The following is a 21,858-nucleotide window of genomic DNA, read 5'->3' as shown; positions in this document are numbered from 1 at the left end:
AATCTCCTTCCCGGCAAATATGGTGATGCGACGGGGCTTCGCCAACCCTAGTCGTCGAGCAGGGCATAGTGGCTGGGCGGCTGAATCACTTCCATCCGTTCCGACAATAGCGGTCCGAAACTGGGCCTGCTCTTGAACACCGCATACCAGCTGCGCGCCTGTTCATGGCCGTCCCAATCGATCCCACCCAGATAGTCGGCGACGGAGATTTGCGCCGCCAGGGCAAGATCGGCCAGGCTCATTTGCGGGCCGGCCAGCCAGGGCCGCGTGTCCACCAGCCAGTCAATATAATCGAGATGGCCATGGGCCAGCTTCATGGCTTCACGCAGAACCCGGGAATCGGGAGGCTGGCGCAAAATGAGCCGCTTCTTCATCCGTTCATGCAGCAGCGGCATGGTCACATCACCGAAGAAATTCTCGTCAAACAGCGCCACCAGCCGGCGGATTTCCGCACGATTGGCAGCGGTGCCATTGATCATCGGTGCCTTGTCGACGGTTTCTTCGAAATACTCGCAGATCGCGCGACTGTCAGACAGGCTGACCTTCTTGTCCGGATCATGCAGCACCGGCGTGCGGCCGGCGGGGTTCATGGCCCAGAATTCGTCATCCGCGTTCCACGGATCGGCGCGCCACAATTCATAGCCGACACCCTTCTCGCTCAGCAGCAAGCGGACCTTGCGGCTGAACGGGCAAAGCGGAAATTGATAGATGCGCCACATGGCCAACGCTCATGCCGCAAGCGGCGCGCAGCGTCTATATGGCGAATGCGTCTAGCGGCGGGAAAGTGCACTATCTTCGATAGCGCGTTCGAATTTCAGGGCCATTTCGCGCAGCGCGGGCAGCATGGCTTCCATCGCACCGGCCATGCCCGCCATCTGGTCCATCGCACGGGGAATCTCGCGTTCAAGCGTGTCGGGCAATTGGTCCGCTTCGGGCGCCAGGTCACGCAGGGTCTGGTCAGGGTCGATGACGATGCTGTCATCGCCACTGGCTTCGGCCACAGCCTGCGCCAGCGGTGCGACTTTCACGTCCAGCAAGACTTGTGTCACAGCCGTCAGCAGGTTGGTCATCTGCGACTGGGTTGCAGGATCGGCAAGCCGCTCGGTCAAAACGGACAGGTCGCCTTCATCAGGCGCAGACCCGCCATCCTGGGCAAAAGCGGGAACGGGCGCAGCAATAAGGACGCATGCGCCCAGAAATATCGGGAAACGCATTGGCGACTCCTCTCGTCAAAATTCCGAATATTCGCTGTTTAGTTCATCTCCAGTGACCTGAAGCTGAACGAGTCTAGAGTCCGGAAGTTTCCAACAGAAGGAGGCATCCCGGCATCGCACTATCCAGCCGGTCCGCTTGGTTGAGCAGGATAGCTTCCGCCCGGAGCTTTTGCGCAATTGCTTCACGCGAAAGCCCTGTCTGGTCGATCAGTTGCGCCGAACTGCGCACAAAGAATTCCCGCCCACGGGTTGCCAAGGGAGGATAAGCGCCGGCCTTGGCATCACCCGCCCGCTGCCGGGCTGCGACAATTGAAAAGGCAGCCGAACAGCGCAAGGCCGTTTGCTGTTCCAGCGAAAGCGCGGACGCCGGGGTCGGAGCTGGGGCCGTTACAGGCGCAAGTGGTGAAGCCTGCAACAGCAGAGCCATCGACATCAAAGCAGTGAACATGGTCAAATCCTATAGGGGCAAAGCTGAACGAATGCTGCCCCTATCGCATTCGCCCCCTTTACCTGACGCATTGCGAAGCCCAAGTGAGGCGCAAGCGATTCATACAGCACAGGAAAACCCCCGATGAGCACCTATCCCGATCTAAACCTGCTGATTGGCGGCGAAACCATTGGCACAAGCGGTCGTGAGACGATTGATGTCTTGGATCCGGCGACGGGCGAAGCGATTGCCGGATTGCCCAAAGCCTCTTCTGCCGATCTGGACGCCGCGCTCGAAAATGCGAAGACGGGATTTGCCACTTGGCGCGCCACCAATGCCGACAAGCGCGAGGCGATCCTGCGAAAGGCCGCAGGCCTGATCCGCGAACGGGCCAAAGATATCGGGGCCGCCATCACCCGTGAACAGGGCAAGCCGGTCAAGGAAGCAACCGGCGAAGTGATCTACTGCGCCATGCTGCTCGAATTCTATGCCGGTGAATGCAAACGCCTTTATGGTCGCACGCTGGTGCGCCCTGATGGCCAACGGGTCGAAGTCCGGCACGAGCCGGTTGGTCCGGTCGCAGGTTTCTCGGCCTGGAATTTCCCTGCCCTCAACGTGATGCGCAAGATCGGCGGGCCCTTGGCGGCGGGCTGTTCGGTCATCGTCAAGCCGAGCGAGGAGACCCCAGCCGGTGGCCTCGGCATTGTGCAGGCAATGCTGGATGCGGGCGTGCCCGGCGATGTATGTCAGGCTGTGTTCGGCGTGCCAGACGATATCAGCCGCCACCTGCTGGGTAGCCCGGTTATCCGCAAGGTCACTTTCACCGGATCGACCGCAGTGGGCAAGCACCTTGCCAAGCTGGCGGCAGAGGACATGAAAGTCGCCACGATGGAGCTTGGTGGCCACGGGCCGGTGCTGGTGTTCAATGATGCGGATGTCGAAAAAGCTCTCGACACCATGGCCAGCAACAAGTTCCGCAATGCCGGTCAGGTCTGTGTCAGCCCAACGCGGTTCCTCGTAGAAGAGGACGTGTTCGAGCGGTTCCGTGATGGCTTTGTGGAGCGGGCCGAAGCTGTGAAAGTCGGCAACGGGATGGACGATGGTGTTGATATGGGCCCGATGGCGAGCGAACGAGGGCCAGACGGCATCCAGTCCAAGATTGCCGATGCGAAGGATAAGGGTGCCAAACTACTGACCGGCGGCGAGCGGATCGGCAACCAGGGCTTCTTCCACCAGCCAACTGTACTGAGCGAAGTGCCCACCGATGCCGAAATCATGAACGAGGAGCCCTTCGGCCCGGTCGCGATCATCAATCCAATGTCAGGCTATGACGCGATGCTGGAGGAGGCCAACCGCCTGCCCTACGGCCTGGCCGCCTATGCCTGGACCCAAGACACCAAGCGTCGCGCAAAGTTGAGCAGTGAAATCGAGGCTGGAATGGTCGGGATCAATGCCGGTAGTGTCAGTGCAGCCGATGCACCATTTGGCGGGGTCAAATGGTCCGGCTATGGCTCCGAAGACGGGGCCGAAGGCGTCACCGCCTGCACGGTGACCAAGACCATCCACGAGAATGCATAAGGAATAGCCCGACCATGAGAACGAGCCATCATGAAAACTAGGGCTGCAGTTGCCTTTGAGGCCAAGAAACCGCTCGAAATTGTCGAACTCGACTTGGAAGGCCCGCAAGCCGGCGAAGTGCTGGTCGAAATCATGGCGACAGGCATCTGCCACACCGACGCCTATACGCTTGACGGTCTCGATAGCGAGGGCATTTTCCCCAGCGTCTTGGGCCATGAAGGCTGCGGCGTGGTGCGCGAAGTAGGTGCGGGCGTCACCAGTGTAGTGCCTGGCGATCACGTGATCCCTCTCTACACACCCGAATGTCGCCAATGCAAAATGTGCCTCAGTGGAAAGACCAATCTGTGCAGCGCGATCCGCGCCACGCAGGGCCAGGGTGTGATGCCCGATGGTACTTCGCGCTTCTCTTACAAAGGCGAGACGATCTACCACTATATGGGCTGCTCGACCTTTTCGAACTTCACCGTGCTGCCCGAAATCGCGGTCGCCAAAATCCGTGACGATGCTCCTTTCGACACCACTTGTTATGTAGGTTGCGGCGTGACCACCGGTGTGGGTGCAGTGACCAATACGGCCAAAGTCCAGCCGGGCGACAATGTCGTGGTGTTCGGCCTCGGCGGGATTGGCCTCAACGTGTTGCAGGGTGCCAAAATGGCTGGCGCAGACCGGATTGTCGGGGTCGACATCAACAATTCCAAAAAGGAATGGGGCGAGAAATTCGGGATGACCGATTTCGTCAATCCCAAGGAAACCACCAATGTCGTCGAGCATATCGTCGAGCTGCTCGATGGCGGCGCGGATTACAGTTTCGATTGCACAGGCAACACCGATGTGATGCGCGACGCACTGGAATGCTGCCACAAGGGATGGGGCACATCCATCATCATCGGCGTCGCCGAAGCGGGCAAGGAAATCGCTACGCGCCCATTCCAATTGGTCACTGGCCGCAACTGGCGCGGCACCGCGTTTGGCGGGGCCAAGGGGCGCACCGATGTGCCCAAGATCGTCGACTGGTATATGAACGGCAAGATCGCAATCGACCCGATGATTACGCATCGGCTTAGCCTTGAGGAGATCAACCAAGGGTTTGATCTGATGCATGCTGGCGAAAGCATCCGCGCCGTGGTGGTCTATTGATGGCAGCGGCGGACACATACCCGCGGAAAGTCGATCTGGACGCCAAGTTTGGCCAGTTCTCGGATCACTGGGCGCCCCGCATCGTCGCCCGATATAACGACAACGAAATCCGTCTGGCCAAGGCCGAGGGTGATTTCCAGTGGCACAGTCATCAGGACAGCGACGAGCTGTTCCTGATCGTCTCCGGCACCCTGACCATGGAGTTTCGCAGCCACACCGAAGTGCTGGAACAGGGCCAGATGATCGTCGTCCCGCGCGGCACCGAGCACCGTCCACGCGCGCTGCATGGCGAAGTCCAGATGGTAATTATCGACCCGAAAGATACTGCCAATACCGGCGACCACGCGACCGCCACCAAGGCCGTCGACCTATAGGAGAGACTACCTGATGTTCAGCCATGTAATGCTGGGGGCGAACGATATCGAAGCCTCCAAGAAGTTTTACGATGCCCTGTTCGTTGCCCTGGGCGGCCGCGAAGGTTCGATCGATCCCAAGGGCCGGGCGATGTACGTCCATAATGGTAATGTGCTGATGCTCAGCAAGCCAATCGATGGCGACGACGCGTGCGGCGCCAATGGCGGCACCATCGGCTTTGCTGTCGACAGCCCGGAGCAGGGCGACGCCTGGCACGCTGCGGGCGTTGCCAATGGCGGCACCGCCATCGAGGACCCACCGGGCATCCGCACCAATCCGATGGGCAGCATCTATCTCGCCTACCTACGCGATCCTGCCGGCAACAAGATTTGTGCGCTCAAGCAAATGGGCTGAGCCGCGTCCGATAATTTCCAGAGCTCACAAGGAGAGAATACCATGCTCAATCACGTAATGATCGGTTGCAACGATATCGAAAAGTCGAAGGATTTCTATGCAGCCGTCCTCGGCGTCCTTGGCTGCCCGGAGCCCATGCGCAATGAAGATGCCAGCGGCAATGTCCGCTATTTCTTCATTCATGATGGCAGCGTCTTCGCGCTGACCCAGCCGATCGACGGTTCCGCTGCAACCAGTGCCAATGGCTCGACGATCGGTTTCCGCTGTGCCAGCGGCGAACAGGTCAAGGAACTCCACGATGTGGCCATCGCCAATGGTGGCACCAGCATCGAAGACGCTCCCGGCATCCGCGAAGGAAGCATGGGTCCGATGCATCTGAGCTATTTCCGTGATCTCGATGGGCACAAGATCTGCGGTATCAAACAAGGCGCCTGATGGCGCTCGATACACTCAGCGAAACCAAAGCGTTCGGCGGAGTGCAGGGGGTTTACTCCCATGCCTCCGCCGCAACCGGTACGGACATGACCTTTTCGGTCTATCTCCCGCCGCACCATGACGGCGCCCGCCTGCCCGTCCTGTGGTTCCTGTCCGGCCTTACCTGCACCCATGCCAATGTGACCGAGAAGGGCGAATTCCGGGCCGCATGTGCGCAGCACGGCATCGCCTTCATCGCGCCCGACACATCACCGCGCGGCGATGACGTGCCCGATGCTGCGGATGAATATGATTTCGGCAAGGGCGCCGGCTTCTACGTCGATGCTACCTGCCAGCCCTGGGCCAAGCACTACCGCATGCGCAGCTATATCGAGGATGAGCTGCCGTCGTTGGTGGCAGAGCATTTTCCCCTCGATATGGCGCGCCAGTCCATCTGCGGCCATTCGATGGGGGGCCATGGCGCCCTGACGATCGCGTTGCGCAATCCGGACCGCTTCCGTTCGGTGAGCGCGTTTAGTCCGATCGTGGCACCTTCGCAGGTGCCCTGGGGCGAAAAGGCGCTGGGTCGCTATCTGGGTGACGATCGGTCCGCCTGGCGCGAATATGATGCCGTGGCGCTGATCGAGGACGGCGCACGCCATCCGCACATGCTGGTCGACCAGGGCACGGCCGACAATTTCCTGGCAGAGCAATTGCAGACCAGCCAGCTCTCTATAGCTTGTGCGAAGGCTGGCATGGAGCCTGCCATCCGGATGCAGGAGGGGTATGACCACTCCTACTACTTCATATCCACATTCATGGCCGAACATGTGGCGTGGCACGCCAGCAGGATCAACGCGGCCTAGTATGCCACCGAGGAGACGGGGTGAGCACTGCCCACCCCGCGCAACCTACAGCCCGTCAACGCTCTTGCTGACGAGGATATTCACTGCGACGCGGCGGTTCTGCGCCTTGCCTTCTTCGGTGGCATTATCCGCCAGCGGATCAGCCTCGGCCATGCCGGTGGGCGTCAGCATGCGCCAGGGCTTCCAGCCACAGGCCTGCTGAAGGTAGTTGACCACGCGACCAGCGCGGCGCTCGCTGAGCACCTGGTTGTAATCCTGGCTGCCCACGGAATCGGTATATCCCACGACCAGCAGCAGGGCGTTCTCCATCGCGTCCGCCTGGCTCGCCGCAAGGCACAACTCGCTCTCGTCGCGGCCCGACAGGTTCCACTTGCCGGTATCGAAATAGACGTTGGTGGTGCCCTTTATATTGTACTTGTCGATGTCACCAACCCGGCCGCGCAGGGCCTCGGTCGCTGCCGTCTGCTCGGCAAAGCCCTGAGCGGTCCCGGTCCGGATCATCGACGCGGTTTTGAGGTCATTCTTGCGGAACTTGATACGGCTCGCGACCAATCCGTCGCCCCATTGCACGGTCTGCACAGTCACGGGCAGCCCGTTAAGCAGGGAATCCTGCGCGAGAGCCGTGCGGCTAATGCCGAGAAAACCGCCTCGACCGCGGATCTCCGTGGCATCGCTGATCATGACAGTCGTGCCGGTGCCGTCAGCACCGGTGACCTGCATTTTCTCGTCCTTGCGGGCAGAGATGAAACCTTCGATCTCGGGGCCTTCTGGCAGGCCGGTCAGGTCTGCGGGTACTGCGCCGGTTACGGTCAGCATCGGCTCTGACGGGGGCAGCTGTTGCTGTGCGGAAAGGCCTGTCGGCGCTGCCATTGCCAGGGCGGCCAGGGCGGCAAACGCGGTCGGCTTGCTATAGTTCATCGTCATTTGGCGACTCCTTCAAATTTCACCAGCTAGACTAGCCAGATCATCGGCCCGTGCCAGGCCGCCCCCAGAATGATGGCAAATCCAGTCGCCAGAATCCCCACATTCCTGCGACACGAGGCACGTCTGGTTGCAGTCCTAAGGCGCCTCGTGATGCCCGATTGTTCGGCCCGACCTTGCTGGCACATGAACAATTCTCGGGCGGCTATGGGATGTAGTGGCCATCGGAGCGGAACGTGCGATGAACCGTTTAAACCGGTATTCCGAAATCGCCGCAAACGCGCTCAGCCGGTGGTGCCGCTCACTTCGAACAGGGCATATTCGGCACGCCAATTGGCGCCACCGCCTGCAATCTCCCGCTCCCGCGTGAAGAACCAGCGGTTTTCGATTGTGATGCCAAGGCTGCCCGCCAGCTCTTCGAAATCCTTCACCGTCACATGGTGGATGTTTTGCGTTTCGAACCAGGTGACCGGCAAATGGCGGGTGACCGGCATGCGACCTCTGCTCGCCAGCGCCCACCGCATCCGCCAATAAGCAAAGTTCGGAAAACTGACGAATGCCCGGCGGCCGACCCGCAGCAATTCGGCCAGCATATGGTCGGGCCGCGCCGCCGTCTGCAATGTCTGGCTCAGGATCGCATAATCAAACGCGCCGTCTGGATAAAATGTCAGATCGTGATCGGCATCGCCCTGAACAACGCTAAGGCCTTGGGCAACACAGCGTTCGACGCAAGCTCCGTCAATCTCGATCCCGCGTGCATCGACCTGCTTCGCGTCGCGCAAGGCAGCCATCAGCACCCCGTCACCGCAGCCAACGTCCAGCGCGCGGGTGCCCGGTTCGATCCGGTCCAGAATGGCCAGAAGATCAGGCCGCAGATCAGGCCGCAGATCAGCCATCGAGAAAACCCTTCACCACCCGGTCGAGCGCGGGAACATCGAGCAGAAAACTGTCATGGCCGTATGGCGCAGACAGCTCGACGAAGCTGACCGGGGCGCCCACCGCATTCAATGCATGCACCACATGCCGGCTGTCCGCCGTAGGATAGAGCCAATCGGTATCGAAACTGACCAGGCAGAAGCGCGCGCCCTTTCCCCTGGCATGGCCGGCGAATGCGTCAGCAAGCATGCCGCCATGCTCTTCGGCAAGGTCGAAATAGTCCATCGCCCGGGTGATATAGAGATAGGAATTGGCATCGAACCGGCGGGTAAACCCGCTGCCCTGATAGCGCAGATAGCTTTCGACCTGGAATTCGGCATCGAACCCGAACGCCCTTTCCCCCACCTGACCGTCCGGGCGATCCTGCAGGCGGCGACCGAATTTCTCGGTCAGCCCTTCTTCGGAAAGATAGGTGATATGCGCCGCCATCCGCGCGACTGCGAGGCCGGAATCGGGCGCGTTCTGTTCGCCGTAATAGTCACCGCCACGCCAATGCGGATCGGCCATAATCGCTTGCCGACCCAATTCATGGAAGGCGATATTCTGGGCCGAGTGACGACTGGTTGTTGCAATCGCCAGAACACGTTCAACCCGGTCAGGGAAGTTTGCAGCCAGGCTCAGTGCCTGCATCCCGCCCATCGATCCGCCCACCACGCTATGCAACCGGGCAATGCCCATCGCATCGAGCAGCGCAACCTGTGCCCGAACCATGTCGCGAATGGTGATCACGGGAAAGCGCATACCATAGGGTGTACCATCAGCATGATTGCTCGACGGCCCGGTGGAGCCGATGCAGCTGCCAATCACATTGGCGCAAATGACATGATAACGGTCGGTATCGATCGGCTTGCCGGGGCCGACCATGCGTTCCCACCAGCCAGGTTTGGCCGTTACTGGGTGCGTGCTAGCGACATATTGGTCCCCCGTCAGCGCATGGCAGATCAGGATTGCATTGCCTTTGTCGGCGGCCAGGTTTCCATACGTCTCATAGGCAATTTGTACGTCTTCGAGCGCCTGACCGTTATCGAGCGGCAGGGGTCCGGGAAGCGTCAGCGCCTGATGGACATATGCTGGTGACATGGGCCGGCGGATTGGGGGACAGCTTACCCACTGTCAATCACCCGCATTCGCGGCTATCGGCCCTGTGCAATGAACACCCGCCCCACCATCAAGCCCTGGATCGAGGGAATTCATGCCTATGTGCCCGGCAAGGCGACCGGCGCTGACGGCCGCCAGCTGGTCAAATTGTCGGCCAACGAGAACCCGCTCGGGTGCTCGCCCCAAGCATTGGACGCACTGAACGCGCCAGCCAATCCGGCCACCTATCCCGATCCCGATGCTACGGCCCTGCGTGCCAAGCTGGCCGAGGTCCATGGGCTGAACGCCAAACGGATCGTGTGCGGCACCGGCTCGGACGAACTGCTGAATCTGGCAGCACAAGCCTTTGCCGGGCCAGGTGACGAAGTCCTGTTCAGCAAATACAGTTTCTCGGTCTACGATATTGCTGCCCGGCGCTGCGGAGCAAGACCGGTGGAGGCGGCTGACGACCAATATACTGCCGATGTCGATGCGCTGCTGGATGCGGTCAACGAGACAACACGGGTTGTCTTCCTCGCCAATCCGAACAACCCGACCGGCACGTATCTTCCGCGTACGGAGGTCGAACGTCTCCATGCCGGTTTGCCGGCTGACGTGCTGCTGGTGATCGACCAGGCCTATGCGGAATATCTCACTCCTGAAGAGGATGATGGCGGGTTCCTCCTGGCCGCCGCGCACAGCAATGTTCTTGTCACGCGGACCTTTTCAAAAGCCTACGGTCTGGCAGGCGAGCGGATCGGCTGGGCCACCGGCGCGCCGCATTTGATTGATGCGCTCAACCGCATCCGCGGCCCCTTCAATGTGACCAATTCCGGGCAAGCTGCTGGTTTGGCTGCGCTGTCCGACCAAGCCTTTATCAGCGCCACACGCGAGCATAATACAACGCAGCTGGCGCGCTTCAGTGATGCCATGGCGGCTCTGGGCAACCGGGGCATTCGTCCCGTGCCCAGCAAGGCAAATTTTGCGCTCGTTCTGTTTGAAGGAGAGCTGGACGCCGCAGAAGCGCTGGCCGCCATCGCTGCGGGCGGATATGCTGTGCGCCACCTTCCCGGCCAGGGCCTACCCCATGCTTTGCGGATAACAATCGGAACAGCCGAACAGATGGACGACATTGCCCAGATCATTGCCAAGGCAGCCGGCGCGTGAGCTTCGGGCGCGTCGCCATCATAGGCCTTGGATTGTTGGGCGGATCGGTTGGCCTGGCGATCAGGGAGAAGCTGCCTGACATAACTACGACCGGATATGACAGCGACACGGCGACACGGCACCGCGCACGGGAGCGCGGACTGGTCGACACTGTATGCGACACTGCAGCCGAGGCCGTTGCCGCCTGTGACCTGGTCATCCTGTGCGTGCCGGTGGGAGCCATGGCCAGCGCCGCAGCCGAATTCGCCAGCGCCTTGCCGCCGCACGCTGTAGTCAGCGATGTCGGTTCCTCCAAGCAATCGGTGCAGGATGCGCTGGCAATGGCTTTGCCCGACAATCCCATTATCCCTGCCCATCCGGTTGCGGGCACCGAACAAAGCGGACCGGATGCGGGATTTGCGACTCTGTTCGATGGTCGCTGGTCGATCCTGACACCCCCCGTGAACGCCCCCGCCCAAGCCGTGACCGATCTCACCGAATTTTGGGAAGCGCTTGGTGCCAAGGTTGAAATCATGGATGCCCAGCATCACGATCTGGTGCTGGCAGTGACCAGCCATATTCCGCATTTGATCGCTTACACAATCGTCGGCACTGCTTCCGATATGGAAGAGGTCACGCGGAGCGAGGTGATCAAATACTCCGCAGGCGGTTTTCGCGATTTCACCCGCATCGCCGCCTCCGATCCCGTTATGTGGCGCGACGTTTTCCTGAACAATCGGGAGGCGGTTCTGGAAATGCTGGGTCGCTTTACCGAGGATCTCACCGCCCTTCAGCGCGCGATCCGATCCGGCGATGGCGACACATTGCATGATCTGTTCAGCCGGACTCGCGACATTCGACGGTCAATCATCGATTCCGGACAGGATGATGCCAAGCCCGATTTCGGGCGCGATCACTGATCAGTCGGGATTGAGTGCGTTTATCGCGGCAGCGACCTGCCGTTCCAGCTCTTCACGCTCCAGACCGGGCGGGATCGGATCCCCGAACCGGTAAGTAATCCGGCCCGGGCGCTTCCAGAATTTGCGATATAGCGGTCCACTATCCACTGCCACCGGAACAACTTGCAGGCCCACCATCTTGTAGATGCCGGCAAACCCTGACTGGAGCTTGCCAATCTGCCCGTGCAGCACGCGTGTGCCCTCGGGAAAAATGATCAAAGGCCTGCCTTCCGCAGCGCTCTTGCGCGCCTCGCGGATGAGCTTGAGAAGCGCCTTGGCCCCGTCTTTGCGGGCCACCGACACCAGGCCATAGACACGCGCGATGCGGCCCCAACCGGGGATGCGAAACAGCTCTTCCTTGGCGAAGACGACCGGCATCTCGAACAAGGTCGGCATGTCGATCGCTTCGAAATAGCTCTCGTGCTTGATCGCATAGAGGGTCGGCTCTGTACTGGGTGCTCCCTCCAAGACGACCTCGATTCCAAGCAGATTCTCGACGCACCAGCGGTGGAAATGGCTCCAGCGGTTCGCTGCTGCGCGCTGCACTTCAATCCCGAGCGGGAATGCCAGGACAGCCCAGACCACCAGGAGCGTGCTGCCCGGATAGAAGATAAGACAAAACAGGAGAGTACGCAGGACAAACATCAAGGATCAGCCCGGCCAGGCCCGTGAGATCCAGCTTGCGAGGAACTTGTTGAATTCCAGAAACAGGGTGAACAGGCTCGGCTCGGTATGGACAGCATCCTCGATCACGCGAATATTGGTTGGCAACACATCCCGTAATTCTCCGGCAGCCCGCCGCATATGCCAGTCGCTGGTCACCAGCCTTAGTGAGCGAACCTGCTTGTCTTTCACCCACTGTGCCGCTTCGGTCGCATTGCCGCGCGTATCTACAGCCTCAAACCCCAGCGTGACGCAGCATTCCATCAGTTCCATCGACGCTTCGAACTCGGCTGCGAATTCGGCGGGTCTGACTTCGCGATCCACCCCGGTTACAAGCATCAGCTGCGCCTCATCGGATCGGACAATCTCCAAGCCATGCGGGATACGCCCGGCTCCACCGGTTGGCACGATCACGGCATCTGTTTGCCGGGCCTCTGTCATCGGTTGCGGCAAGGCCACGGCGAACCATGCGAACCCGAAAGCCCACACCACCAACAACAACGCAAGCGACCTGCGGATCACAGCATTTTCCTCAGCGCAGCAACCACTGTGACGCGGGCCGTAACCATGGCGAGCGCGACGGTGATCAAGGGCACCGCTGCCACCGCCAGCCAGTCCAGCCAACCCAAACCCCCGCCGGTGACCATACCGCTATCGAGCGCAGCAAAGCGTTGCCCGAGGAAAAGGACAGCACCCAGACCCAAGGCCAAGCCTACGGCACCACCCATGGTGGCATCGAAACCGACAGAGCGCTGGAATACCCGCGCAATCTGTGTGTCTGTCCCGCCCAGGAGGTGTACAATTTCGATCGTTTCCCTGCTCACGCCCAAAGCGCTACGCGCTGCCAGGAAAACGGCCGCTGCGCTGGTCACGGCCAGAAGGACCACTAACGCCATCGAGAGATACTGGAGCGATGCAATCGCCGAGAATACGGGCTGCAACCAGGTCGATTGCGCATCGATCCGGGCATCCGGGGCGGCCTCGATCAAGGCCGCACGCATCCGTCGCAATTTGTCCGGATTCACACCTTCGCGCAGGCGGACATCGATCAGGGCCGGAACCGGCACGGCCTCGCTGTCCATGCCAGTGCCCAACCACGGCTCCAGCAACTGCGACAGCTCGTCTTCCGGGATTAGGCGGATCGATGCGACTTCGGGGAAATTCGCCAGCACCTCTTCCACCGCAGCTGCTTGTCGTGCCCGCTCGACGGGATCGGCTTCGACCACCTGCACGGTGGCACCACCCGATAATTCTGCCCGTGCCCCCTCAGCAAGATTGCTCAGCGCCAGCCCTGCCGCCGTGGCAATCACCGTCAAGGCGACCATGATCGCGATCACCCACGGCATCGGACCAGCCAGGCTGCCTTGCGGGACCAACTGCGCGGCCTGGTCGCCGCGAAAAGGCGCCAGTCCGCGCTTGACCGCATTCTTGATGACGGGAGGGCGGCTCATTCCCGGGGTTCCGACTGGGTTTGGGCCCGCGGCGGATAGCGCAAGGCGCCGGTTGGATCGGACAAGCGCCCCTTGTCGAGCCGCATGATCATCGATTGCGGTACTTTCTGCAGCAAATGCAGATCGTGGGTCGCAACCACGACCGTGGTCCCGAGCCGGTTCAAAGCCTCGAACAGGCGCAACAGTTTGACCGCCATTTCAGGATCGACATTGCCGGTCGGCTCATCCGCCACCAATAGATCCGGGCGACCGATCACGGCCCGCGCGATAGCAACGCGTTGTTGCTCCCCACCCGACAGGGTCGCAGGGCGCGCCTCTGCCCGATGGGCCAGCCCGACCCATTCCAGCATGTCGGTGACCGGCTTTGCCAGCTCTGCCTCGGTCACGCCCGACACCCGCAGGGGCAATGCGATATTGTCGTATGCAGACAAATGCTGGACCAATCGGAAGTCCTGGAACACGACCCCCAGCCTGCGCCGGAAACCCGGCAGGCGAGGACGCGGCAAAGTAATCACATCGGTGCCGAACATGCGGATTGCGCCACGCGACGGGCGCTGCGCCAGATAGAGCAGTTTGAGCAGCGACGTCTTGCCCGCCCCGCTCGCCCCGGTGAGGAAATAGAAGCTGCCCGGCCACAGCGTGAACGACACATCGCTCAACACCTCTTTGCCCTGGCCATAGCGCAAGCCGACATTGTCGAAGGTCACGACTTCTTCGTCACCTTCGGCCATGGGGCTGCCTTTCGCTGCTGGGCTGGATCACACGGGGCATGTCTGCGCCCCCATAGCCGCCCTTCCATGTGGAAAAAAGCCGCTTTCACAATTGCATCCACCGCAAGCGACCTTGCCAGCGATTCGCAGTGCAGCGTAAGGCGGAAGATAATGATCATTTCCTGCCCTGCCTGTTCCACCCGCTACGCGGTGCCTGATAGTGCCATCGGCATAGAGGGTCGCACCGTCCGGTGCGCGAAGTGCAAAAACAGCTGGTTCCAGGACGGGCCCGAACTGGAACTGACCGAGGAACAACAGGCCGAAGCGGCACCGACCCCCGCGCCCGATCACCACCCGGTCGAAGAGACGGTGCCCGCACCAACTCCCGATTCTGCGGAAAAAGTCAGCGCGGCACCTGCAGCGGAGCCGGCCCCGACTCCTGAACCCGACCGGGAAGTGGAAGACGACACGCAATTTGCGCAGGCCGATCCCTACGCCGACACGGCACTGGATGGCCCCCCGCCTGTGCCGGATGTGGTCCCCCCACCGCCGCCATTGCCCGAACCGGACCCCGATGTTTCGCAATTTGATTACCAGCCGCCGTTCAAGTCGCGCCGCAACCCGCTGAAGATCTGGACTGCAGCAGCCGCCGTCTTCGCACTTGTTGCTGTCGCAACGATCGCGGCTGTCTCCTATTTCGGCCTGCCTTCATGGGTGCCGGTCAGCCAGCCGACCTTCGCGCTGGAGCAACCCGACCTGGTGCTGGAGTTCCCGCCCGACCAGCAGGACCGGCGCACACTGCCCAATGACAGCGTGTTGTTCGCCGTCAGCGGATCGATCACCAATGTCGGCCGCGAAAGCCGCACCGTCCCCAATGTCTTGATCGTGTTGTATGATGATCGCGACAACAAGGTCTTCAGTTGGGAAGTGGTACCACCGGTTACATCGCTCGCACCGGGCGAGAATGTCACTATCAACGAAGCGATCACGGATGTGCCCAAGCGCGCAAAATTCGCGGATATCGGCTGGAGCCCTAGCTGAATTCGACCCAAGTTGTGCCGCGCGCATCTTTGCGGATAGTGGTGCGCAATGACCGTTTCTCTTCGATCCGTTCGAAGACCACCGCTTCACCCTTGACGATTTCGACCCGCGCCTGACCGATGGCCACCGGCGCTGGCCAGCTGCTGCGTGCAGCGGCACGCTCGACTGGCTCGTTCGCTGCGGGTGCCACAAGAAGCAGAAGAGTCAGGGCCATGCTCATGCCCAAACCTTTCCGCCGCGTTCACCATTCTCGCAAACGATCCGTTAGGCCGGTCCCGATCCGGGACGCCGTACCGGCATGGTGTGAATCTGGCGAGCCTTGCGAAGGCCTGGCGCCGATTGCGCAAAGCCGCTTGCGGCCTTGCAAACACGCTGCTAGTGGCGCGCTCCTACCAAGCGGGCAGGTGCATCCTTCCCAGCTGACTGTGTGCGGTCGTGGCGGAACTGGTAGACGCGCAACGTTGAGGTCGTTGTGGCCGAAAGGCCGTGGAAGTTCGAGTCTTCTCGACCGCACCAATCCCCCCCAAATCACTGGTCTCGGGATCATCAGGGCCAGGCCCATGCGGAACAAAATCCGCGTGCGAGGCTTGTCCCGGCATAGATGATAACAGGGGAGAGCGCCGCGATGGCTGCCAAATCGATCAAGAGCCTCGGAGTTGTGGCGGTTTCCGCTGCCGCCGGTCTGGCCTTCGGCTGGTTCGCCGGTGCAGATAGCGTCACAGTCGGCACAGTGACTGCATTTTTCATTTGTACGCTGGTCGCCTTCGCCGTGAACTGGGTCGCTTTCATCCCTGCCGCAATTGCGAAAACCGAGAAATATTACGATCTGACCGGATCAATCACCTACGTCTCCATGATTGCAGCCGCGCTCTACATGGCGGGCGCGCTCGATTTGCGCGCCATCGTGGTGGCCGCCATGGTGCTGATCTGGACCAGCCGCCTGGGCTACTTCCTCTTCAAGCGGATCAACCGAGACGGGCACGATTCACGTTTCGACAAGATCAAGATATATCCGGCACGCTTCCTCGTCGCTTGGACGATGCAAGCGCTGTGGGGCATCTTCACTGCTGCAGCCGCCATAGCGATTATCACCACCCGCGACCCCGAACCGATTGGTGCGTTTTTCTGGATCGGCGCCGTTCTATGGTCATTCGGTTTCGCGATCGAGATCGTTGCTGACCATCAAAAATCGGTCTTCAAGCAGGATTCGAAGAACGACGGTGAGTTTATCAGGACCGGTCTGTGGGCATGGTCACAACATCCGAACTATTTCGGCGAGATTCTTCTTTGGACAGGCATCACGATCATGGCCCTGCCCTTGCTGTCAGGATGGTCATGGCTGGTGCTGATCTCACCGGTTTTCGTCTACATCCTCCTCACGGCGATCAGCGGCATCCCGATGCTCGACGAAAAGGCGGAAAAACGATGGGGAGAACGGGAAGATTTCCGCCGCTATCGCGCGAACACACCGAAGCTGATCCTTCTGCCGCCAAGCAAGTAACACGCACTCTCGCCGGGTGTCAGGCGAAGCGGAAACTGGCCGTGGTGCACAGCCTTCCGCCCTGATGGACTTCAGCATGCGTGACTTGCTGTTCCGCGCCGGTAGCAGACAGGCTGATGTCGAACGGCACGCCCAATTCGACATAGCGGGAAAAGCGCATCTCTCCGCCAGTCGGAATGCGCCGATCACCGGCTTGCAGCAAAGTATCGAACTGCCGCACTGCCTCGGCGAGATGCGTGGCGTTGACATGATCGCCCGACCCGCTGAGATGCGGATTGGCGGGAGCGAGCCCGTTCTCTGGCGTAATGAGACCACGCGTCGATTGGATGCCTGACTGCTCCAACGGCGCGAGCACACTGCCGCATGGCACCGAGGCGCCCACCTCTGCTGACGAAGCGAATTCGAAATTCTCGGGCGCGGTTTCGATAGCAGCCTGTTGTTTGGACTTCGCTCGCCAGCCCTCGAAATCGCGGTTGCGGAAGACGACTCCGGTCCCGCTCATGCGCGCCACAAGACGTCCGGCGACATCGAAGAAGGTCAGGCGGAATCGCATTTCTCCGTCTATCTCGAATGTGTCCTCTATCCCGTGGGTGGCATGGCCGCAGCCACGATCTCCGCATTCCCACTCCATCCAGGTCAGCGCGGTCCATTGCCCCGGTTCCCAGCCGCCGCGCGCCTGGCCGGACTGGTATGAGGCCCAGAAATTGATCGTCTGGATCACAATCGGATCATGAGGATCAAGTTCCAGCCACGGCCATAGCGCGACATCCTGCGAGCAGCTGAAGGCCACCGTACCGTCCGGTAAGACTTCATGCGTCGTGGCCCACGGATCGACCGAAACCTGCGCCATCAGGACAGTCTATTGGCGACCAGATCATCTACCACCGCTGGATCAGCAAGGGTGGACGTGTCGCCGACTTGCTCGGGCGTGCCTTCGGCAATCTTGCGCAGGATCCGTCGCATGATCTTGCCGCTCCGGGTCTTGGGCAAAGCCGGGGCAAACTGCAATGCATCGGGCGAGGCAATCGGGCCGATTTCCTTGCGCAAATGCAGGCGCAATTCCTGGCGCAGTTCCTCGCTATCTGGCTCGCCTGCATTGAGCGTGACGAAGGCATAGATGCCCTGCCCCTTGATATCATGCGGCATGCCGACGACCGCGGCTTCCGCGACCTTGGGATGGGAAACGAGCGCGCTTTCGACTTCGGCGGTGCCCATCCGGTGGCCAGAGACATTGATCACATCGTCGACCCGGCCGGTGATCCAGTAATAGCCATCTTCATCCCGTCGGCAGCCATCGCCGGTGAAATATTTGCCCGGATAGGTCGTGAAATAGGTCTGGAAGAAACGGTCGTGGTCACCATACACCGTGCGCATCTGGCCGGGCCAGCTTTGCGTGAGGCACAAATTGCCCTCGGTCGCGCCGTCCAAAACCGCGCCCTCGGCATCGACCAGTTGCGGGTAAACGCCCGGCAGCGGCTTGGTCGCGCTGCCCGGCTTGGTTTCGACCACGCCCGGGACCGGGGCAATCAGCGCCGCGCCTGTCTCGGTCTGCCACCATGTATCGACAATCTCGCAGCGGCCATCGCCGACCACGCGGTGATACCAGTTCCATGCTTCAGGATTGATCGGCTCACCCACGGTGCCCAGCAACCGGAACTGGGAACGGTCGTGCTTACTGACCCATTCCTCCCCCTCGCGCATCAAGGCGCGGATGGCGGTTGGCGCGGTATAGAAAATGGTCACGCCCAACCGCGTGCTGGTTTCCCAAAAACGGCCTGGGTCCGGATAGTTTGGCACCCCGTCAAACATCACGGTCTTCGCCCCGTTGGCAAGCGGACCATAGACAACATAACTGTGCCCGGTGACCCAGCCGACATCGGCGGTGCACCAGAACAGATCATCCACCTTCGCGCCGAACAGCAGGTCGAAGGTCAGCGTGCACCAGAGCAGGTAGCCACCGGTCGTGTGCAGCACGCCTTTGGGCTTGCCGGTCGACCCGCTGGTATAAAGAATGAACAACGGATCTTCCGCATTCATGATTTGAGGCGCGCACTCGGCGGAGACGCTTTCGCGCGCTTCGTGCCACCACAGATCGCGGCCTTCCACCACCGGAACATCATCGCCTGTCCGGCGCACAAGGATCACGGTTTTGACATCGGGGCAACTTTCCAGCGCCTTGTCGGCATTGGCCTTTAGCGGAACCGGCTTGCCCCCGCGTCGGCCGCCATCCGCAGTGATCAGCACAGTACTTTCGCAATCGAGGATCCGGCCCGCGAGGCTATCGGGGGAGAAGCCGCCGAATACTACCGAATGCACTGCGCCGATGCGGGTACAGGCCAGCATGGCCACAGCTGCCTCGGGGATCATCGGCATGTAGATCGTGACGCGGTCACCCTTGGTAACGCCCTGAGCCTTCATCACATTGGCGAAACGGCAGACCTCTTCATGCAGCTCGCGATAGGTCAGTGTTCGCCCTTCGCCCGGCTCGTCGCCTTCAAACACGATCGCCGTCTGGTCGCCACGCGCCTCGAGATGGCGATCGAGGCAATTGACCGACAGGTTCAGCGCCCCGTCGGCAAACCATTTGATCCCGAAATCCTCCTGCTCGTAGGAACTCTCGTTGCTCTTGGTCGGGAACTGCTCCCAGTCCAGCCGCTTCGCCTGGTCCAGCCAATAGGCATGGGGGTCCTGATCCACCTGGTGATGCATCTGCGCAAGATCGTTGGCCATTCTCATCCTCGTCCCGGTTCTGTTCGTCAACGCTATCCCAAGACAGCTTGGGGAACGAGCGCAAATTTGCTGGGATGCCTCTAGCTCGACCTGAAAGGGCGGAGAATCGGCATTCTCAGGGACGCGATTCCGCCTACGACACTAAAAAATTTGTCGCGACGTTTTGGAGAACTCCCACGGCCTTAGCTGCTTAATCCGGAGTATACCAAAGTTGCTGGGCCGGAATCTGTTTGGGCTTTGAGCAAAATAGGGGTATTTACGAGTCGCTGTCTTCGCAGGCAGCCAAATGGGTAGCCCCGAAAACACACCGTTGCATTGGCTTCGCAAGTTTTCGATCGCAGGGACCGCACCAAGACTGGGTCGTTCGCACGCACGTAGAGATAGTACTGCTGTATCCTTGCCGGATGCAGAGCCATTCTGCGTGCATTCTTGATGAAGTTCTTGTCTGGGTGGGGAAGAAATGCACGGCGGAAGCGCGATCGACATAGTCATCATCGACGATGACCACGCGCATGCCCGCCACCTGGTCCGGCTGGCCCGCCAGCATAATCTCAATTCCTCCCGCTGGCACCCGGTCAAGGACGACCTCGCCTATGTCCCATCAGCGCGTCTTGCGCTGGTGAAGGGGCGCAACGATGCGGAACTCGTCCGCCACCTGTCGTCGCGTCAGCCCGACTTGGTCACCATTGTTCTGGGCGAAGATAACGGCCCGGCGCATATTCTGGAGTGCATGCGGGCGGGTGCGAGTGATTTCCTGCCTGACAACCTCTCTGATCCCGAATTGGTAACCCGGCTGGCTGGCCATTTCGGACAGTGCCGCGCTGCTGCCGATTCTCCTGAGAGCACGCCCACCACATGCAGCTTTGGGCTCGCCGGTCACAGTTCGGCTATGGATGACGTCCGCCAGTTCATCTCCCGGCTCGCTCCGGCCGATGCCACCGCCCTGATCGAAGGTCCAACCGGATCGGGCAAGGAACTGGTCGCACTTGCCCTGCACCGGCACGGCGCCCGCTCCAAAGGCCCGCTGGTCGCCGTCAATTGCGGCGCCATTCCAGACGACCTGCTCGAGGGGGAGCTGTTCGGGTATGAAAAAGGTGCCTTCAGTGGCGCGGTTAATACATATCCCGGCAAGCTGGCACTGGCGGACGGGGGAACTCTCTTCCTTGACGAAATCGGCGAGTTGAGCCCTGCCGGTCAAGTCAAGCTGCTCCGCGCGCTCGAAGCCCGGCAATGCTATCGCTTGGGCGGGCGTGAACCTCACGACTTCGACGTCCGGATCGTCGCTGCGACCAACAGGAACCTGCAGGCTGAAGTCGCGAACGGCACGTTCCGGAGCGATCTCTATTACCGGATCGCAGTCGCGCAAATCCGGGTCCCGGCACTGGTTGACCGCCCAGATGATATCGCGCCACTGGCTCGCCACTTCATTGCAGACATCTCGCAAGAGACCGGCAGCAAGCCTCGCGAGCTAGCGCCTGCTGCGAAGCAATCGCTCGAGAATCATACCTGGCCAGGCAATGCGCGTGAGCTGCGAAACGCGATCGAGGTCGCCTTGATCAACTCCGAAACGGAAACACTCTCCGCTGCCGACTTCCCCCAATTGCAAAACTCTCCGGCTCTTGCAGGTCGGGATGCTCATCACTCGCCGCCACCTGAGGGCAAGCGCAATGTCGATGAGCTGGACTCCCATTCGGTTCGCAATGCCTTGCACAAAGCTTGCGGCAATAAGAGTGCAGCCGCGCGGCTGCTAGGCTGCTCGCGCATGACGGTCTATCGTCATCTCAAGCGGGACGATGTTTCCGCCCTCCTTTCCTGAACACATATCGGAGCGCAGTGCCCGATCGGCCAAGATTGGGTAGCGTAACCCATTGTCACACTGTCGCACAGCTGTGACAGGTTCGGGTGTAACATGTGACAGTGCCTGTTACGGTCGGCGCGGAATTACATAAGCAATTTCAAGTTCTTAAAGTTTGGCACGCCGCTTGCGATGATTATCTCGCGCATTTCTGCGCAAGGGGAGACGCACGCAGGGTGTCGGACGAGGAAGCCAAGGACGGGCATGACGATCATGCTCCCACAGGTGTCGGCGAGACCGCCACCGGTCCGGTCTACGTCAACCATTGCGCCGTCGATCTGTCGCTTTCCACTGCAGAGCTGCAATTCGGCCAAGCCTCGGAAGAGGATCAGTCGGTCCGGATCAAGAGTAGGCTGGTGACCTCGCCCGCCTATTTCCGTCAGCTTGGCGATATCATCCGGGCTGAGTGCCGCCGCTATGACAATGCCTATGGCACCTCCGGCAAGAAGGGGGACGCCTGAGAC

At 60.7% G+C, this 21,858-nt stretch carries 25 protein-coding genes and 1 tRNA gene; 13 read left to right on the top strand and 13 right to left on the bottom strand.

Annotated elements, in window-relative coordinates:
• Positions 1-47 precede the first annotated feature (47 nt).
• From ABD653_RS11205 to ABD653_RS11195, 3 genes are all read right to left on the bottom strand, one after another.
• Positions 48-719, bottom strand: coding sequence for a glutathione S-transferase family protein (locus ABD653_RS11205; RefSeq protein ID WP_160778759.1), 672 nt, complete (start codon positions 717-719; stop codon positions 48-50).
• A 51-nt stretch (positions 720-770) separates the two neighbouring features.
• Positions 771-1,214: a hypothetical protein gene (locus ABD653_RS11200; protein WP_160778758.1), complete on the bottom strand. Its 444-nt coding sequence runs from the start codon at positions 1,212-1,214 to the stop codon at positions 771-773.
• Positions 1,215-1,287: 73 nt separating this feature from the next.
• The gene (locus ABD653_RS11195; protein ID WP_234032141.1) at positions 1,288-1,662 is read right to left on the bottom strand and encodes a hypothetical protein; all 375 of its coding nucleotides are present in this window, start codon (positions 1,660-1,662) and stop codon (positions 1,288-1,290) included.
• A gap of 123 nt (positions 1,663-1,785) precedes the next feature.
• On the opposite strand from ABD653_RS11195, the gene ABD653_RS11190 reads away from it, so the two are divergent.
• Genes ABD653_RS11190 through fghA form a run of 6 tightly spaced genes read left to right on the top strand, consistent with a single transcriptional unit; the run spans position 1,786 to position 6,404 of the window.
• Positions 1,786-3,219 carry an NAD-dependent succinate-semialdehyde dehydrogenase gene (locus ABD653_RS11190; RefSeq protein ID WP_160778757.1) on the top strand — a complete coding sequence of 478 codons (1,434 nt, stop codon included), beginning with the start codon at positions 1,786-1,788 and terminating at the stop codon, positions 3,217-3,219.
• 30 nt (positions 3,220-3,249) lie between these two features.
• Complete coding sequence (locus tag ABD653_RS11185) at positions 3,250-4,356, top strand: S-(hydroxymethyl)glutathione dehydrogenase/class III alcohol dehydrogenase (RefSeq protein WP_160778756.1); 1,107 nt, start codon at positions 3,250-3,252, stop codon at positions 4,354-4,356.
• Entirely contained in the window at positions 4,356-4,730 is a 375-nt protein-coding gene (locus ABD653_RS11180; RefSeq protein ID WP_160778755.1) for a cupin domain-containing protein, read from the top strand. The genes ABD653_RS11185 and ABD653_RS11180 overlap by 1 nt, the downstream gene beginning before the upstream one ends.
• 13 nt (positions 4,731-4,743) lie before the next feature.
• The gene (locus tag ABD653_RS11175) at positions 4,744-5,124 is read left to right on the top strand and encodes a VOC family protein (RefSeq protein WP_160778754.1); all 381 of its coding nucleotides are present in this window, start codon (positions 4,744-4,746) and stop codon (positions 5,122-5,124) included.
• A 42-nt stretch (positions 5,125-5,166) separates the two neighbouring features.
• A complete protein-coding gene (locus tag ABD653_RS11170) occupies positions 5,167-5,559 on the top strand; it encodes a VOC family protein (protein WP_160778753.1) in 393 nt (130 codons plus the stop codon).
• Positions 5,559-6,404: an S-formylglutathione hydrolase gene (gene fghA / locus ABD653_RS11165; RefSeq protein ID WP_160778752.1), complete on the top strand. Its 846-nt coding sequence runs from the start codon at positions 5,559-5,561 to the stop codon at positions 6,402-6,404. Before ABD653_RS11170 ends, fghA begins: the two co-directional genes overlap by 1 nt.
• A 45-nt stretch (positions 6,405-6,449) precedes the next feature.
• Here fghA and ABD653_RS11160 read toward each other — a convergent pair whose 3' ends face one another.
• From ABD653_RS11160 to metX, 3 genes are all read right to left on the bottom strand, one after another.
• The gene (locus ABD653_RS11160; protein ID WP_160778751.1) at positions 6,450-7,328 is read right to left on the bottom strand and encodes an OmpA family protein; all 879 of its coding nucleotides are present in this window, start codon (positions 7,326-7,328) and stop codon (positions 6,450-6,452) included.
• A gap of 281 nt (positions 7,329-7,609) precedes the next feature.
• The gene (metW, locus tag ABD653_RS11155; RefSeq protein WP_160778750.1) at positions 7,610-8,221 is read right to left on the bottom strand and encodes a methionine biosynthesis protein MetW; all 612 of its coding nucleotides are present in this window, start codon (positions 8,219-8,221) and stop codon (positions 7,610-7,612) included.
• Positions 8,214-9,341, bottom strand: a complete 1,128-nt coding sequence (gene metX, locus ABD653_RS11150; protein ID WP_160778749.1) for a homoserine O-acetyltransferase MetX — start codon at positions 9,339-9,341, stop codon at positions 8,214-8,216. The genes metW and metX overlap by 8 nt, the downstream gene beginning before the upstream one ends.
• Positions 9,342-9,410: 69 nt before the next feature.
• On the opposite strand from metX, the gene hisC reads away from it, so the two are divergent.
• Both hisC and ABD653_RS11140 read left to right on the top strand, forming a co-directional pair.
• Complete coding sequence (hisC, locus tag ABD653_RS11145) at positions 9,411-10,505, top strand: histidinol-phosphate transaminase (protein ID WP_160778748.1); 1,095 nt, start codon at positions 9,411-9,413, stop codon at positions 10,503-10,505.
• Positions 10,502-11,404 carry a prephenate/arogenate dehydrogenase family protein gene (locus ABD653_RS11140; RefSeq protein WP_160778747.1) on the top strand — a complete coding sequence of 301 codons (903 nt, stop codon included), beginning with the start codon at positions 10,502-10,504 and terminating at the stop codon, positions 11,402-11,404. Before hisC ends, ABD653_RS11140 begins: the two co-directional genes overlap by 4 nt.
• Here ABD653_RS11140 and ABD653_RS11135 read toward each other — a convergent pair whose 3' ends face one another.
• Genes ABD653_RS11135 through ftsE form a run of 4 tightly spaced genes read right to left on the bottom strand, consistent with a single transcriptional unit; the run spans position 11,405 to position 14,288 of the window.
• On the bottom strand, positions 11,405-12,088 hold the full coding sequence (locus tag ABD653_RS11135; RefSeq protein ID WP_160778746.1) for a lysophospholipid acyltransferase family protein: 684 nt from the start codon (positions 12,086-12,088) through the stop codon (positions 11,405-11,407).
• A gap of 6 nt (positions 12,089-12,094) precedes the next feature.
• On the bottom strand, positions 12,095-12,628 hold the full coding sequence (locus ABD653_RS11130) for a YdcF family protein (RefSeq protein WP_325065379.1): 534 nt from the start codon (positions 12,626-12,628) through the stop codon (positions 12,095-12,097).
• A complete protein-coding gene (locus tag ABD653_RS11125) occupies positions 12,625-13,557 on the bottom strand; it encodes a cell division protein FtsX (protein ID WP_160778745.1) in 933 nt (310 codons plus the stop codon). The genes ABD653_RS11130 and ABD653_RS11125 overlap by 4 nt, the downstream gene beginning before the upstream one ends.
• Positions 13,554-14,288 carry a cell division ATP-binding protein FtsE gene (gene ftsE, locus ABD653_RS11120; protein ID WP_160778744.1) on the bottom strand — a complete coding sequence of 245 codons (735 nt, stop codon included), beginning with the start codon at positions 14,286-14,288 and terminating at the stop codon, positions 13,554-13,556. Before ftsE ends, ABD653_RS11125 begins: the two co-directional genes overlap by 4 nt.
• A gap of 150 nt (positions 14,289-14,438) precedes the next feature.
• On the opposite strand from ftsE, the gene ABD653_RS11115 reads away from it, so the two are divergent.
• Positions 14,439-15,308: an MJ0042-type zinc finger domain-containing protein gene (locus ABD653_RS11115; RefSeq protein ID WP_160778743.1), complete on the top strand. Its 870-nt coding sequence runs from the start codon at positions 14,439-14,441 to the stop codon at positions 15,306-15,308.
• Here the strand turns inward: ABD653_RS11115 and ABD653_RS11110 are convergent.
• Complete coding sequence (locus ABD653_RS11110) at positions 15,301-15,528, bottom strand: hypothetical protein (RefSeq protein ID WP_344705426.1); 228 nt, start codon at positions 15,526-15,528, stop codon at positions 15,301-15,303. The two genes, ABD653_RS11115 and ABD653_RS11110, sit on opposite strands and share 8 nt — an antisense overlap.
• A 209-nt stretch (positions 15,529-15,737) precedes the next feature.
• On the opposite strand from ABD653_RS11110, the gene ABD653_RS11105 reads away from it, so the two are divergent.
• Both ABD653_RS11105 and ABD653_RS11100 read left to right on the top strand, forming a co-directional pair.
• Positions 15,738-15,824: transfer RNA gene (locus ABD653_RS11105), tRNA-Leu, on the top strand.
• 109 nt (positions 15,825-15,933) lie between these two features.
• Positions 15,934-16,809, top strand: a complete 876-nt coding sequence (locus tag ABD653_RS11100) for a DUF1295 domain-containing protein (RefSeq protein ID WP_160778741.1) — start codon at positions 15,934-15,936, stop codon at positions 16,807-16,809.
• A 19-nt stretch (positions 16,810-16,828) separates the two neighbouring features.
• Here the strand turns inward: ABD653_RS11100 and ABD653_RS11095 are convergent, their stop codons facing one another.
• Together ABD653_RS11095 and acs are read right to left on the bottom strand one after the other, a co-directional pair.
• Positions 16,829-17,659, bottom strand: coding sequence for a hotdog family protein (locus ABD653_RS11095; RefSeq protein ID WP_160778740.1), 831 nt, complete (start codon positions 17,657-17,659; stop codon positions 16,829-16,831).
• A complete protein-coding gene (gene acs, locus ABD653_RS11090; RefSeq protein WP_234032140.1) occupies positions 17,659-19,539 on the bottom strand; it encodes an acetate--CoA ligase in 1,881 nt (626 codons plus the stop codon). The genes ABD653_RS11095 and acs overlap by 1 nt, the downstream gene beginning before the upstream one ends.
• 460 nt (positions 19,540-19,999) lie before the next feature.
• Here acs and ABD653_RS11085 point away from each other — a divergent pair, with 460 nt between their 5' ends.
• Positions 20,000-21,355 (top strand): sigma-54 dependent transcriptional regulator, encoded by a 1,356-nt coding sequence (locus ABD653_RS11085; protein ID WP_160778738.1) that lies wholly within the window; start codon positions 20,000-20,002, stop codon positions 21,353-21,355.
• Between the two features lie 215 nt (positions 21,356-21,570).
• Positions 21,571-21,855 carry a DUF3467 domain-containing protein gene (locus ABD653_RS11080; protein WP_160778737.1) on the top strand — a complete coding sequence of 95 codons (285 nt, stop codon included), beginning with the start codon at positions 21,571-21,573 and terminating at the stop codon, positions 21,853-21,855.
• Positions 21,856-21,858 lie beyond the last annotated feature (3 nt).

It is taken from the genome of Parerythrobacter jejuensis, from assembly GCF_039536765.1.
Lineage (GTDB): Bacteria > Pseudomonadota > Alphaproteobacteria > Sphingomonadales > Sphingomonadaceae > Parerythrobacter > Parerythrobacter jejuensis.
This window is presented reverse-complemented; position numbering and strand designations above follow the sequence as displayed.

Bases quoted from the DNA above. Each gene is read 5' to 3' on its own strand.
- ABD653_RS11205 (WP_160778759.1), bottom strand. From the start codon at position 719: ATGTGGCGCATCTATCAATTTCCGCTTTGCCCGTTCAGCCGCAAGGTC.
- ABD653_RS11200 (WP_160778758.1), bottom strand. From the start codon at position 1,214: ATGCGTTTCCCGATATTTCTGGGCGCATGCGTCCTTATTGCTGCGCCC.
- ABD653_RS11195 (WP_234032141.1), bottom strand. From the start codon at position 1,662: ATGTTCACTGCTTTGATGTCGATGGCTCTGCTGTTGCAGGCTTCACCA.
- ABD653_RS11190 (WP_160778757.1), top strand. From the start codon at position 1,786: ATGAGCACCTATCCCGATCTAAACCTGCTGATTGGCGGCGAAACCATT.
- ABD653_RS11185 (WP_160778756.1), top strand. From the start codon at position 3,250: ATGAAAACTAGGGCTGCAGTTGCCTTTGAGGCCAAGAAACCGCTCGAA.
- ABD653_RS11180 (WP_160778755.1), top strand. From the start codon at position 4,356: ATGGCAGCGGCGGACACATACCCGCGGAAAGTCGATCTGGACGCCAAG.
- ABD653_RS11175 (WP_160778754.1), top strand. From the start codon at position 4,744: ATGTTCAGCCATGTAATGCTGGGGGCGAACGATATCGAAGCCTCCAAG.
- ABD653_RS11170 (WP_160778753.1), top strand. From the start codon at position 5,167: ATGCTCAATCACGTAATGATCGGTTGCAACGATATCGAAAAGTCGAAG.
- fghA (WP_160778752.1), top strand. From the start codon at position 5,559: ATGGCGCTCGATACACTCAGCGAAACCAAAGCGTTCGGCGGAGTGCAG.
- ABD653_RS11160 (WP_160778751.1), bottom strand. From the start codon at position 7,328: ATGACGATGAACTATAGCAAGCCGACCGCGTTTGCCGCCCTGGCCGCC.
- metW (WP_160778750.1), bottom strand. From the start codon at position 8,221: ATGGCTGATCTGCGGCCTGATCTGCGGCCTGATCTTCTGGCCATTCTG.
- metX (WP_160778749.1), bottom strand. From the start codon at position 9,341: ATGTCACCAGCATATGTCCATCAGGCGCTGACGCTTCCCGGACCCCTG.
- hisC (WP_160778748.1), top strand. From the start codon at position 9,411: ATGAACACCCGCCCCACCATCAAGCCCTGGATCGAGGGAATTCATGCC.
- ABD653_RS11135 (WP_160778746.1), bottom strand. From the start codon at position 12,088: ATGTTTGTCCTGCGTACTCTCCTGTTTTGTCTTATCTTCTATCCGGGC.
- ABD653_RS11125 (WP_160778745.1), bottom strand. From the start codon at position 13,557: ATGAGCCGCCCTCCCGTCATCAAGAATGCGGTCAAGCGCGGACTGGCG.
- ftsE (WP_160778744.1), bottom strand. From the start codon at position 14,288: ATGGCCGAAGGTGACGAAGAAGTCGTGACCTTCGACAATGTCGGCTTG.
- ABD653_RS11115 (WP_160778743.1), top strand. From the start codon at position 14,439: ATGATCATTTCCTGCCCTGCCTGTTCCACCCGCTACGCGGTGCCTGAT.
- ABD653_RS11110 (WP_344705426.1), bottom strand. From the start codon at position 15,528: ATGAGCATGGCCCTGACTCTTCTGCTTCTTGTGGCACCCGCAGCGAAC.
- ABD653_RS11100 (WP_160778741.1), top strand. From the start codon at position 15,934: ATGGCTGCCAAATCGATCAAGAGCCTCGGAGTTGTGGCGGTTTCCGCT.
- ABD653_RS11095 (WP_160778740.1), bottom strand. From the start codon at position 17,659: ATGGCGCAGGTTTCGGTCGATCCGTGGGCCACGACGCATGAAGTCTTA.
- acs (WP_234032140.1), bottom strand. From the start codon at position 19,539: ATGGCCAACGATCTTGCGCAGATGCATCACCAGGTGGATCAGGACCCC.
- ABD653_RS11085 (WP_160778738.1), top strand. From the start codon at position 20,000: ATGCACGGCGGAAGCGCGATCGACATAGTCATCATCGACGATGACCAC.